The sequence below is a fragment of the Clostridium minihomine genome, from assembly GCF_900240385.1.
In the GTDB taxonomy this organism is placed as follows: domain Bacteria; phylum Bacillota; class Clostridia; order Oscillospirales; family Acutalibacteraceae; genus Faecalispora; species Faecalispora minihomine.
In genome coordinates this window covers 20,857-33,663 of sequence record NZ_OEQH01000007.1, presented here as the reverse complement: position 1 = coordinate 33,663, position 12,807 = coordinate 20,857, and the positions used below count along the sequence as shown (strand labels likewise).

Here is a 12,807-nt window from a genome sequence, read left to right as displayed (position 1 = left end):
CTGGCCATCACTTGGCCAACAGGAAACCGGCCAGGGCATCCTTGCCGGCCAGCTGAAGCTTCCCCGGGTGCAGCCTGGAGCTCTGGCAGCAGCCGGCCATCACTTGGCCAACGGGAAACCGGCCAGGGCATCCTTGCCGGCCAGCTGAAGCTTCCCCGGGTGCAGCCTGGAGCTCTGGCAGCAGCCGGCCATCACTTGGCCAACAGGAAACCGGCCAGGGCATCCTTGCCGGCCAGCTGAAGCTTCCCCGGGTGCAGCCTGGAGCTCTGGCAGCAGCTGGCCATCACTTGGCCAACGGGAAACCGGCCAGGACATCCTTGCCGGCCAGCTGAAGCTTCCCCGGGTGCAGCCTGGAGCTCTGGCAGCAGCTGGCCATCACTTGGCCAACGGGAAACCGGCCAGGACATCCTTGCCGGCCAGGACATCCTTGCCGGCCAGCTGAAGCTTCCCCGGGTGCAGCCTGGAGCTCTGGCAGCAGCCGGCCATCACTTGGCCAACGGGAAACCGGCCAGGGTATCCTTGCCGGCCAGCTGAAGCTTCCCCGGGTGCAGCCTGGAGCTCTGGCAGCAGCCGGCCATCACTTGGCCAACGGGAAACCGGCCAGGGTATCCTGGAGCCGGCCAGCTGAAGCTTCCCAGATATTAAGCTGTTTGAAAATTTTTAAGTCTTATCTTATAAAAAATTCTTAATAAAATAGGGCTTTATCTTGCGTATAAAGATATAATTTTTATGTTCTAATTGTTGTTTTAAATTATTCCCTATTTCAACAAAATACTATTTCAAAATGTTGACTGTTTTACCAAAAAAAGGTATAATATTGGTGTATTTTGGAAATGTTATGTTATAATATTCTTAAAAGAATCATTTTATTTATTCATGCTATAAAACCATAAAATATCACGGTTTTAATGATAATTTAAGATGTAGAATTAATAGGATTTTAAGTGATTTTAGGAAAGGGAATGAAAAATGTTAAGTTATTCTGATTTAGAAGCTGAAGTTAATAGGTTAGTGCAGAAATGCAATAAACAATTAGACTATATAAAGGATCAGCAAAAGAAAGCTTCTCAAATGGAAGAAGAGATTAAACAGCTTCAAAATGATTGTAAAAAAGATTGTTTAACACAAAACGATAAGTTAAATAATTTTATAATCTTTAGTGAGATCTTTTATCATGCAATAAGTAAAGCTCTTAAAGAAAACAGTTTCTTTGAAAGTAAAAGAGTTACCGAAAATAGTAAACGATATAATGTAATTGATTATCGTGTATTAGCTGGCTATATCGAAGATTTTATTACGGTATATCCTCTAAAACAAGTAATAAAAGTATGGGCTGCTATGGGCCTGATTTACCAGGACGAATATGAAAATGCTTTCGTTAACTTTACGCATAAAGGAAAATCGGTAAGAAGCATTAGAGTAAAAAAAGATGCAGTAGATTTAGTAAAGGAAAGTATGCCATGATTAATGCTTTACTTCAAGAATTCTTGGCAGTATCTAAATATCTGCAAAGCCTAGCAGAAAAAAGCCATGAAATAGCCTTTGTTAAAGGGGATTTTTTGATGGTCGATAAATTATTCATTATAAATCTATTGAACAGAAATCTATATGAAACGGCAGAATATAAATTGATGGCCTGGAAGGGACTTAACTGGATAGATACCGATGAAGGACGTTTGACAAAACGAGTGAGAAAGGAGGGACATACGCTGGCGGTAATTAAAATCAGATTGTCGGTGGTTAGAACAGTACAAAAATTGAGTGAAAAAAGCCTGTAAATAGACGTACATATTTATCTATTACACTATATTCAAAATGTACGCTCTCCAAACCGCATAAAATATGGATATATGATTAAAACGTGTACATAAGCATAATAGGCTATATAACGTAGTTATATAGCTGGATTGATAAAGTGCATATTGTTAATGAGTGTATAGCGAGTTTATAATATGTGATTTATCAATCTACCCCCTATAGGTATGGTTGGCCATACCTATAGGGGGCTGGTAGTACCTCCCGGTTGGGAGGTACTACCAGAAAGTAAGCATGACTATGCTTACAGGGGGCGAAGGTAGGGGGAGACTATGAAGAATGAGTGTATAGCGAGTTTATAATATGTGATTTATCAATCTACCCCCTATAGGTATGGTTGGCCATACCTATAGGGGGCTGGTAGTACCTCCCGGTTGGGAGGTACTACCAGAAAGTAAGCATGACTATGCTTACAGGGGGCGAAGGTAGGGGGAGACTATGAAGAATGAGTGTATAGCGAGTTTATAATATGTGATTTATCAATCTACCCCCTATAGGTATGGTTGGCCATACCTATAGGGGGCTGGTAGTACCTCCCGGTTGGGAGGTACTACCAGAAAGTAAGCATGACTATGCTTACAGGGGGCGAAGGTAGGGGGAGACTATGAAGTTTGATATATTGTTAAAATATAGGGAGTATCTAAATGAAACAATAAAAAACCGGAATACAGCAGATAGATATTATTTTGCTGTGCTTAAACTATTAAAAGCAGAGCAGTTCAACAGTTTGGAAGAAATAACACCGGAATTTTTGGAAGCTGCACTTTCCAACATAAAAACAAAGAATGATTTTTCTGCCGCTAAAAATGGCCTGAAGCATTTGGCAGAGTATGACAAGCAATTAAAGCTGCCAGATGATACCTTTTTTAAGGCTACCAGCCTGAAAAAGCGAAATTGGACAAAAAAAGAGCCTAAAACAATATATTTAGATACCGTGCAAAGGAAAATAAATGCCTTACGCAATCCAAAACTTAAATATGGTTTACGGTTGATGCGGCTATCTGGTTTAAGAGTATCCGAATTATCCTCTTTAAAAAAAGATGATATAAAAATAGACGGAGACACGATTACCGTAAATGTACAACACGGAAAAGGTGATAAATACGGTCAAGTTATTTGTGACGCCGATCCGTATTTAGCCAGAAGTTTGACTGAATACATAAGGGACACAGAAGAAGGTTTACTTTTTTATACAGCTGGAACTATGAAAAAAAAAGCTGGACAGCTAGGAATCGAATGTCATGATTTGCGGCGTATAGCTGCCATTACACACAGACAGAATTTGAAGGCTGCTGGAAGCACCGCCGCACAAGCAAACGAGAGTACAAAAGAATTCTTGCGACATGAACGATTTAGCACAACAAAACGATATTTGTTTAATAGAAAATTAAAGTTTAAAATTCCACTTTCTTTGGAACAGAAACAACCAAAAAAGAAAGATGTCTTCCGCAAATTTAGCCCCAAAGAAAGAGAAATATATAATCTGGCATTAAAAAACGAACCGGAAATTACAAATATGCTGCAAAGCCTAACCGAAGAAACAGGAGGCCATTTGGAGGGTCTGGATTATAGGCTCAAGAGTCCTGATAGTGTATATGAAAAAGCGCACGGCCGAGAAGAGCTTACCGCAATTGAGGATATGAATGATCTAATTAGGTATACCGGTATTTATTCTTCAGATAGTTTAGCGGCCGCGACAAAAAAAAGTCTTTCCCTTTTGCAAGAAAAAAACTATAAAATCGTAAAAATTAAAAATTCATGGGATGATAAAATTAACCCTTATAAGGGCATCAATGCAGTGATCCGCAGCCCTTCGGGGCAAACATTTGAGGTGCAGTACCACACACAAGAAAGCTTTGAACTAAAAGATGGAGAAATGCACAGATTGTATGAGCAGTACAGGCAGCTGCATCCGAAGAGCCAAAAAGCTTTAAAGCTGCTTAAAACCATGTTTGAATTATCCGCAAAATTACAAAGGCCAGATAATATAGATGAGGTGAAATAAATGGATTACGTTAAATTGACAGATAAAGAGTACAACGGCACAGTCCTGAAATTAGACCAAGATCATCATTATATATTTGTGTTTGGCCCTGATCAATGGAAAGAAACCGGCTTGTTTTTGCGGTATTTATGGCCGGACAGCAGCAGCTACGATTGCTATGAAGAAATTAGTGCAGAACAGGCAGAAGCGTTGATACAAACCCAAAAGCAGCACTATCTGCAAGTATATCAAAAGGCGCTAGAGATTGCGACAAAAGCCCACGACGGCCAGACTGACAAAGGGGGGAACCCTTATATCAATCACCCGATAGCAGTAGCCGCTATGCTGGATGATTTGGAAAACAAGATAGTTGCAATGCTGCATGATGTACTAGAGGATAGCACATATACCGCAGACGATTTGCAGCAAGCCGGCATTGATGAAAATTTAATTGATGCGGTGCAGCTCCTGACGCAGTCGCATAGCCATTTGCAACCCAAAGCCCGCCTGGCGTACCTTGCCCGTGTAAAAGAAAACCCCATTGCCCGAAATGTAAAGCTTGCGGATCTGAAGCATAATGCGGATCTTAGCCGTATAGTTGCACCCACAGAGAAGGATAGACAAAGAGTAAAACGGTATCAAGCAGAAATAGAATTTTTGGAGGCAGAAAATGAGTAACGATCCTGTTGGAGATATTTTAGGTGCAGTGCTACGCGCCCTGGGAAAAGCATTTTTCTATGCTGGAAAAGGCATAAAGCGGCTGAAGGCTCCCCAGGCAATTATAGGCTTGTTGGTTAGTATTGCTATCAGCACGGCAGCCTATATGCAACAACAGCAGATTTTGAAAGTGCAGGTTCTTTTTGGTATAGATGTTCCAGTGATTATAAGGTATTTGCTATATTGGACTCTCCTTCTATTTCCTTTACTCTATCTTATTGTCTTGGGCTCCTTTTCGAGCAAAAAGGCTGGAAAGTATGAAATTATATTTAAAGATATTGGATTTATGGGCAAGGATAGAAAATATCCGTATCTACTCAATGAACATAAAGACGGTAAAAAAGTCATTTATACATTTAAATCCAATATTCCTTTAACGGAGTGGAAAAAAAATCAGGAACGTATAGAAACAGGGATGGATTGCAGCATTCGTCAGATTGCAGAGGGTAATAACAAAAAAATTGTTAAGCTGATAACTGTACCCAGCGATTATAAAATTCCCGAATTGATTAAATGGGACGATAGTTTCATACAGCAACAAGACGGGGTAATTGTAATTGGTGAGAGTGATTTGGCACAAGTGTCTTTTGATCTTAACCGTACTCCGCACGTTTTGGCAGCAGGAGAAACAGGGTCAGGAAAGTCTGTTATACTGCGCTGTATATTATGGCAGATGATAAACAAAGGCAGTCGGATTTATATGATTGATTTCAAGGGCGGTGTAGAATTTGGTAAGGCATATGAACGCTTCGGCGAAGTTGTGACAGACCGAAAAAGAGCATTAACAGTGCTGCAAAATTTAACCAAAGAAAATGAAGCCCGCCTTCAGTTGTTCCGTGAACTTGAAGTCAAAAACCTAAAAGCATACAACCAAAAAACAGGTGAAAATTTATCACGCATTGGAGTTTTTATTGACGAAATAGCAGAAATGTTGGACAAAAAAGGGGTATCCAAAGAGGACAAGCCAATTTATGAGCAGTTAGAAGGCGAAATATCAACGCTGGCCCGATTGGCCAGAGCCACCGGAATCAACCTATTTTTGGGGGTGCAGCGGCCAGATGCTAATGTGCTGACAGGGCAAATTAAAAATAATATACCGGTGCGTATTTCCGGGCGCTTTGCCGATAAGGCAGCTTCTGAGATTGTCTTGGCCAATACGGCAGCTTGTGATCTTCCAGATATTAAAGGACGTTTCCTTTACAAAGTGGGGAACGAAACTGTAGAATTCCAGTCCTATTGGTTCAATGATGATACGGATCTACATGATGTTGATTTAGAACCTGGCGATATGCTGACAGAAGCCAGTACATATAAGCCAACTAAGAAACCCAAAAATTCATCAGCTGATATGGACTTGAATTTTAACTTTGATGATTGAAGGGGGCTGAAGGATGAAAGTGCAACGAGCAGAACAGCGCCAAAAAAGGGAAAAAGAAAAGGACGAAAAACAAGCACAAAAAAAAGCGGAAAAGGAGGCTGAAAAAGCCAGGCTCGCAGAGCTAAAACAAGATAAAGAAGAAGTATATATTATACGCAAAAACACGCTGTTGAAGGCGGCCAGAGTTGCGATATGGGTTATGATTAGTTTTATTTTTATCCGGGGTGTGATTGTGAGTTTTCGGCCAGATCCGACGACTATCGTTAACAAAACAATTACAAATTTCAAAAATGAATTAAGTACATTGCAGGCACTAGATAGTGAAATGAAAGCTTTCGCCGAAAATTTCGCTGTACAGTATATGACATATGACGGAGGTCAAGAGGATGAATATAAACTTCGCATTGCTCCCTATGTTTCCTCTACCCTTGCAAATGCAGCATTTAGCTTTCCTTCCGGAACAAGCGCTTCTGTAATATATGCCAATGCGTACCAGCAAAGGGCCTACAGCTCTATACAGTCGGATGTATGGGTACAGCTGATTATTAATTATAAATACAAAGAAACCAGCGCAGATAATGTAGTCGTGGAAAAAAATAATCAAAAGTCAGTAACTTTAAAAATACCGGTGTGTATGTCGGAATCCAAAGAGCAATATATTATCGAAAGCTATCCGTCCTTTGTGGCCGACAACAAAAAATTAGAAGATTATAAAATTCAAAATTACCAAGGCAACGAATGTGATTCCCGTACCACTGATGCGATAAAAACAGCTTTGACAAACTTCTACAGGGCATATTACGAACAAGAGCAAAGTGTTGTAAACTATTTTCTTACACCATCGGCAGACCCGGATAATTTTATAGGACTATCTGGCCGTGTCAAATTTGGTTCTATTAAATCTATTCGAGCTTTTACCGCAGAAGAAAATTCTAAAAACGAATTTTTGGTATTAGCAAATTTAGTTGTCACCGATATTAACGGCGTGACAATGGAGCAAGCATATAACCTGCATGTAACACTGAAAGACAATCAGTATTACATAGATTCAATGGATACTCGCGTAACAAATTTAGGAGGGTAAAAAGGAATGGAGAGAGTTAAAAAAATGCTGAAGAAAGTACATCAAAGAACATGGAAAAGTGTTTGTATAGCTATGGCAATGATTATGTTGCATCCAGTAGTAGCTTTTGCCGCAGAAAATCAATATGCAAAAGCTGGCGCGGAATGGATACTGGACGGTGTTTTTTGGGTAGTCTTAGTCGTGGGAATTTTCGGCGCGGGTATGAACGCGGTTAAACGAAATGCTACCGCTGCGGTAGGTATTTTGTTTGGGGCCGCACTAATATGTGTTATCGCCAAAAATCCAACAATAATTACTGGAATCGGAACTACCCTTAAAGATGCGTTCGGTCTTGGATAATAACAAAGAGGCTTGCAGCCGGCCATGACAGCTGCAAGCCTCCACCATAAAAACAGGAGTTTAATTTTACTATGGATAAAAAAATCATTATCAGATCATATAAGGGTGCATGGAAAATTGAAAATAAGATCTACGCAATACAAAATATTGTTTTGCCTGTACCAATCAACCCTAGGGAAATAGGATACTTTTTAGCAGTAGCTTTTAGCGTTTGGATCTTTAGTAACATTATTCCTTTTTTTGAACATATTCCGGTACCGTTAAGGTATCTTGTTTTTCCTTATGCAATGACAAAATTTCTACTGAAGAAAAAACTCGACGGAAAAATGCCGCAAAAATATTTTTGGGATTGGATTAAATATATTTTCACAAAACACAAATATATAGAGCGTTTCGAAGCGAATTCCCAGACAAACAAAAAGCTGCGTATTTCCTGGATGTGCAGCCGGGGAATTGGAGAGGAGTGAAATTATGTATGAATGCCCTATTGACTATTTTACAGACAATTTAATTTTTGGGCATGACCGGAGTTGTTGGGCATTATTTGAAATCAAAGGGTTTGACTATGACATGTTGGGTGACGACAGCAAAGTGGGGATTTTGAACAAATTAACGCTCTTTATAGCTAATGTAATAGAAGCTAAGTTTATGATCGTGCCTGTTATGCAGGATTTAGACAGCCACTTTAGCAACCTTATCAAGGGATTAAGACCAGACGATCTATTGTATACACACGCAGTAAATCAAGCAAACCTTACTAAAGCTTATCTACAACAAAGGATTGATTCAAACGGAAAAAGCAATGATTATAAGACTTTTGTAGCAATAAAGCTGCAAAAAGATGGAGAAACGGAAATCGCCACTCAAGCAAGAGAAGCCTTAGACTTTCTGGTTAAAGCGCTTATAAAAGATTTTAACGCATTTATGCATATTGATGCGAAGGATATTCGCGCATCTAAAGTTTTGGAATACAAAAAAATGTCCCAACAGGTATATGCAGAACAGGATAAGCGCATGGCTCTAATAGTTACTGATATAGATACCACACAATGGGTTTTACGGCGCATGATGTATAGAGGGCTTCATAGAAATGTACAGTTGTTTCATAAAAGCAAAAATGAATCATGGCGGCCGTATGCTAGTAGCGTAACTTTAGCCGGCACGGAATATATACGGCCACGAAAAAGAGAGTTAGTAAACCTTTTTAGTGGTGTTATTCGCCCGTCTGGACGAGTATTACAGATTGCACATGAGCATGAAATAAGCTATCAGTCTTTTCTCGTTATTACAAATATTCCGGATAACTTAGAATTTCCAGATTCCGAGTGGATTTACTTGCTGCAACAGTTAAATCAGCAAGCAGAAGTTTATATACATGTTAAAAATCAAGAACACCGCGAAGCACTAAAAACAATAGAATTCAAACGGCGTCAAGCAAATAGTCAAATAGAGAATATTGAAAGCGCCGGCGCAGAAATACCGGATGATTTGTGGGAAAGCAAGAGGGATATTAACGATCTCGAAGCTGAACTCAAACCTGCTAAATTACCACTATCCCATGTTTCAATTACCATTTGCTTGGCCGATAGTACACCCGACGGATTAGAAAAAAAAGTATTGGCTGTCAAAAAAGAATATGAAGATCTTAATTTTATAGTGGAGCGTCCCTTAACAGATCAATTTGCTTTATTTTATCAGAGTATTCCCACAGTAGGAAATACTATAAAAGATTTTATTATGAAGCTTCCTCCAACGGCTTTAGCTTCCGGGTTGATCGGAGCTACTCATGAGCTGGGCAGCCATATAGGGCCGTTTATTGGAACAACGGGCCTCGAGCGCAAACAAGTATTTCTGGATCTGCGCGAAGCGTGCTTATCCAACGTATCAGCAAGTACCACATTTTACGGCAATTTAGGTGTAGGAAAGTCCTTTAATGCGAATCTACTTACCTATTTGCATGTTATGTACGGGGCCTATGCTCTTATTATTGATCCCAAAGGGGAAAGATCACATTGGGTAACAGATCTACCAAATTGCCAAGAACTTGTTACTTTGGTAACGCTGGAACCAGATAAGGCATTCCGGGGCGCGTTGGATCCGTGGAATATTTTCCGGGACAATCCAGAAGAAGCGGCCGAACTGGCAACGAATATCGTATCTGAACTTTTTAAAATCAGGCCCAGGGATGCAAAGTACACAGCTTTATTAGAGGCCCTAAACAAAATACAGAAGGAACAACGACCTTCCATGCAAAAGTTAGCTGATATTTTAGGGTCATTCCCGGCCGAAGATGATTTAGCAAAAGATGCTCAACTTTTAGCCCGACAGATTAAACTATTACGGCAATCTGGTATGTCACAGCTGTTAATAGGGGACGGCACAGAACAAGCAATTAGCCTAAGTAATAGAATCAATATTTTACAAATTCAAAATTTAAAGCTTCCATCTCCAGACACTAAAAAAGAAGATTACACACAAGAAGAAAACATATCAACCGTTTTAATGATGGTTATATCCGCGTTTTGTAGGAGCTTTATCCACAGTCACAAAAATAATTTTAAGATTATTCTGTATGACGAATCTTGGATGCTTGGAAAAACGGTAGAAGGAGAAAAGTTAATATCCTACGGCGCTCGAATGAGCCGTTCTCTATATACCTCAATTATCCTAAATGGTCATAGTGTCACAGATTTGCCGAATGAGGGTATACGCAACAGTATTACTTATAAATTCTGTTTTAAGACTGACAATACCGCTGAAGCTGAAAGAATGCTAGACTTCTTGAAAATGGAAAAAACTCCAAGCAATATCCAGTTGCTAAATTCACTGGGAAATGCTCAATGTTTATTTCAGGATCTGAATGGCAGAGTAGGCATATTGCAATTTGATGCTGTGTTCCAGGATTTGATTGATGTCTTTTCTACTACACCAGTGGATGCAAAGAACCTAAAAATAGAACAACCAGAAGAATTAATAGAGGAAATTAAAGAACCAGAAGAAATTGATATATTCGCTTATGAGAGGACACCATGAAAAAGTCAGGCATCCTAATTTTTATGGCAGCCCCTGCTTTTATTGTGCTTATTTTTTTTATGGTTACTGCCAGCATGGGTACTTCCGCAGCCGGTACGCCGGTTAGTCCCGTCGCTAGTGAAGAAAAGGCGAAGGAGTATGCTTTAAATGCCTCCCAGCTGGGCGCACCGTGGGACATTGTTATATTAACTGATGCAATTGATGCAGCTAACCAGAAAAAATCTGGTATTGAGGATATTAACCCGATTTATACAACATTAGAGTTTTTAATTCTGACAGTGGATGCAGAACATTATCAAGTTGTGGGCCATACTACGGATGATGCAGGGGAAACCCATCCGGTTTATGGATGGGTTTATAAGCATACAGATAATTATATAGCTAAAGAGAATATATTAGCATATTTAGGGATTGCAGACAGAAGTATAGCTGATCTCACACCAGATGGACTAATTAACCTTATGCAGACAGAAACCAAAAATAAAAGCAGAAATAACTGGCGCTATACCGGAACTTTTACTACAAATAGTGACTATAAAGATGTGCTAACAAACTATATTAAAATGAACAAAGCCGACACCGAAAGATTGCTTGAACTATACGAATCTAAATACTTGGAAACCTGGTTATCGGATGAAACATTATCCGAAATCAACGACATAAAGAGCAGTTATGGCCTTGTACAGAATACTACTGATACCAGCAATGGACATAAGAGCTATGAGGGAATAAAATTTGTTGATGGAGAAACAGAAGTAATATACTATAATCAAGCAGATGCACGTTGGGCAAATAAATTGTATGGCGCAAGTGGTACAATTAAAGCTGAAGCTTGTGGCCCCACGTCTATGGCGATCGTTATATCAACTTTGACCGGCACAAATTATGATCCCGTTTATATGGCAAATTGGTCTGTACAAAACGGATACAGGGTCATAGGTAGCGGTTCGTCCAGAGCGCTTATTCCTGGCGCAGCCAGAGCATTTGGCTTGGAAGTATCCGGATGTTCAGCAGATGAACCACAGCGCATTGTTGATGCACTCAGCAGCGGCAAGCTGGTAGTGGCTATTATGATAAAGGGTCATTTCACAGATAGTGGTCATTTTATTGTTCTGCGCGGCGTTACTGCTGATGGTAAAATATTAGTAGCAGATCCATTTAGCTACTCAAAAAGCCAAAAAGCATGGGATTTATCAATAATCCAGAATGAGGCCGGCAAAGGCCGGGGCGCTGGTGGCCCATTCTGGATTATTGGTTAAAATCCTTTTAGTATGTTTTTTCTTCAGCAGCCGGCGATACCCTGGCTAACAGAAAACTGGCCAGGACATCCTGGAGCCGGCCGGCTGAAGCTTCCCCGGGTGCAGCCCGGAGCTCTGGCAGCAGCCGGCGATACCCTGGCTAACAGAAAACTGGCCAGGACATCCTGGAGCCGGCCAGCTGAAGCTTCCCCGAGTGCAGCCCGGAGCTCTGGCAGCTGCCGGCCATCACTTGGCCAACAGGAAACCGGCCAGGATATCCTTCAGCCCGTCCAACCAAAACTATAAATTTTTGCAGCCTTTGGCCGGGACGCTGCGGACAGAAAGAAAGTGTAAGATGAAAAAGCATTTTTTAAGCAGTATACTGATTTTATGTATTTTGGTTGCTTTAGCCAGCTGTACAAGGGTTTCAAATAATTCAGGTGGAGGAATAGAAACCACTGAATTAGAGCCAATAAAAACAGCGCTAGAAGGCGACTCTATGGAATTAACCGGATTTTGCTATCAATACAACGAAAACGGAGAAATTGACAAGGTTGGAAAGAAAGAAATTACCAATAAAAAAGATTTCACAGGCTCATTCTCTAATATTTCTGATATTGTATTGAAATCGGAAGAAAACGCTGCATATACAATAGTTTCTTTCACTGCCGAAATAATAGATACAGACGGCTTTTATTCTGTACCTGACCGTCAGAAGCTACAAGCTACCTTGCGGCCTTCAGACGATGGAACCTATTCATTAATTTCAGCTATACTTGCAGATGAAACGACACTACCACGGATAGAACCCATTTATCCATTTAAGCCAGAATACTTACTGGAACAAGAAACTAAATTTACTCTAAATGTGTACGGAAACGATTATAAAAAAGATGAATGGAATATTCCCGGAGCTATTACAGAGTATTCTTCAGCTGCATTTGCTTCTTGCGGTGGTTTATACACCTTAAATTTTGCTTTAACAAAAGATACTGTTACAGACGTACAAGTGTTACCGTGGGTTAATACTACTGATTTTAATATGCCTAATGCCAGAATTACACTAACATTTTCTAATGGCAAATCTGTTACAGAAAAAGCCGATATTGGTTACAAAACCGGTTCTTCCACAAAACAAAACCCTAGCGACTATTGGGACACAAATCTTTCTGGAGCTTATTATGTTGCTGAAGCCGAATAATAAAACATAAAAGGGGGA

11 protein-coding genes are annotated in these 12,807 nt (G+C 40.2%); all 11 read left to right on the top strand.

What is annotated here, in order from left to right:
• Positions 1 to 969: 969 nt before the first annotated feature.
• The 11 genes from C1A02_RS13150 (at position 970) to C1A02_RS13095 (ending at position 12,789) form a co-directional block, all read left to right on the top strand.
• A complete protein-coding gene (locus C1A02_RS13150; protein WP_101698705.1) occupies positions 970 to 1,464 on the top strand; it encodes a hypothetical protein in 495 nt (164 codons plus the stop codon).
• Positions 1,461 to 1,778: a TcpK family conjugal transfer DNA-binding protein gene (locus C1A02_RS13145; RefSeq protein ID WP_101698704.1), complete on the top strand. Its 318-nt coding sequence runs from the start codon at positions 1,461 to 1,463 to the stop codon at positions 1,776 to 1,778. Before C1A02_RS13150 ends, C1A02_RS13145 begins: the two co-directional genes overlap by 4 nt.
• A gap of 641 nt (positions 1,779 to 2,419) precedes the next feature.
• Positions 2,420 to 3,820 (top strand): tyrosine-type recombinase/integrase, encoded by a 1,401-nt coding sequence (locus C1A02_RS13140; RefSeq protein WP_101698703.1) that lies wholly within the window; start codon positions 2,420 to 2,422, stop codon positions 3,818 to 3,820.
• Positions 3,821 to 4,477 (top strand): HD domain-containing protein, encoded by a 657-nt coding sequence (locus C1A02_RS13135; RefSeq protein WP_207204914.1) that lies wholly within the window; start codon positions 3,821 to 3,823, stop codon positions 4,475 to 4,477.
• Positions 4,470 to 5,894, top strand: coding sequence for an FtsK/SpoIIIE domain-containing protein (locus C1A02_RS13130; protein WP_101698702.1), 1,425 nt, complete (start codon positions 4,470 to 4,472; stop codon positions 5,892 to 5,894). Before C1A02_RS13135 ends, C1A02_RS13130 begins: the two co-directional genes overlap by 8 nt.
• 13 nt (positions 5,895 to 5,907) lie before the next feature.
• Positions 5,908 to 6,978 carry a conjugal transfer protein gene (locus tag C1A02_RS13125; RefSeq protein ID WP_101698701.1) on the top strand — a complete coding sequence of 357 codons (1,071 nt, stop codon included), beginning with the start codon at positions 5,908 to 5,910 and terminating at the stop codon, positions 6,976 to 6,978.
• A 6-nt stretch (positions 6,979 to 6,984) separates the two neighbouring features.
• On the top strand, positions 6,985 to 7,317 hold the full coding sequence (locus C1A02_RS13120; protein ID WP_101698700.1) for a hypothetical protein: 333 nt from the start codon (positions 6,985 to 6,987) through the stop codon (positions 7,315 to 7,317).
• A 71-nt stretch (positions 7,318 to 7,388) separates the two neighbouring features.
• A complete protein-coding gene (locus C1A02_RS13115) occupies positions 7,389 to 7,784 on the top strand; it encodes a TcpE family conjugal transfer membrane protein (RefSeq protein ID WP_101698699.1) in 396 nt (131 codons plus the stop codon).
• A 4-nt stretch (positions 7,785 to 7,788) separates the two neighbouring features.
• Positions 7,789 to 10,350, top strand: a complete 2,562-nt coding sequence (locus C1A02_RS13110) for an ATP-binding protein (protein ID WP_101698698.1) — start codon at positions 7,789 to 7,791, stop codon at positions 10,348 to 10,350.
• Positions 10,347 to 11,609, top strand: a complete 1,263-nt coding sequence (locus C1A02_RS13795) for a C39 family peptidase (protein WP_243578020.1) — start codon at positions 10,347 to 10,349, stop codon at positions 11,607 to 11,609. Before C1A02_RS13110 ends, C1A02_RS13795 begins: the two co-directional genes overlap by 4 nt.
• 334 nt (positions 11,610 to 11,943) lie before the next feature.
• Positions 11,944 to 12,789 (top strand): hypothetical protein, encoded by an 846-nt coding sequence (locus C1A02_RS13095; RefSeq protein ID WP_101698696.1) that lies wholly within the window; start codon positions 11,944 to 11,946, stop codon positions 12,787 to 12,789.
• Positions 12,790 to 12,807 lie beyond the last annotated feature (18 nt).

Coding starts and splice junctions, on each gene's coding strand:
- C1A02_RS13150 (WP_101698705.1), top strand. CDS start 970: ATGTTAAGTTATTCTGATTTAGAAGCTGAAGTTAATAGGTTAGTGCAG.
- C1A02_RS13145 (WP_101698704.1), top strand. CDS start 1,461: ATGATTAATGCTTTACTTCAAGAATTCTTGGCAGTATCTAAATATCTG.
- C1A02_RS13140 (WP_101698703.1), top strand. CDS start 2,420: ATGAAGTTTGATATATTGTTAAAATATAGGGAGTATCTAAATGAAACA.
- C1A02_RS13135 (WP_207204914.1), top strand. CDS start 3,821: ATGGATTACGTTAAATTGACAGATAAAGAGTACAACGGCACAGTCCTG.
- C1A02_RS13130 (WP_101698702.1), top strand. CDS start 4,470: ATGAGTAACGATCCTGTTGGAGATATTTTAGGTGCAGTGCTACGCGCC.
- C1A02_RS13125 (WP_101698701.1), top strand. CDS start 5,908: ATGAAAGTGCAACGAGCAGAACAGCGCCAAAAAAGGGAAAAAGAAAAG.
- C1A02_RS13120 (WP_101698700.1), top strand. CDS start 6,985: ATGGAGAGAGTTAAAAAAATGCTGAAGAAAGTACATCAAAGAACATGG.
- C1A02_RS13115 (WP_101698699.1), top strand. CDS start 7,389: ATGGATAAAAAAATCATTATCAGATCATATAAGGGTGCATGGAAAATT.
- C1A02_RS13110 (WP_101698698.1), top strand. CDS start 7,789: ATGTATGAATGCCCTATTGACTATTTTACAGACAATTTAATTTTTGGG.
- C1A02_RS13795 (WP_243578020.1), top strand. CDS start 10,347: ATGAAAAAGTCAGGCATCCTAATTTTTATGGCAGCCCCTGCTTTTATT.
- C1A02_RS13095 (WP_101698696.1), top strand. CDS start 11,944: ATGAAAAAGCATTTTTTAAGCAGTATACTGATTTTATGTATTTTGGTT.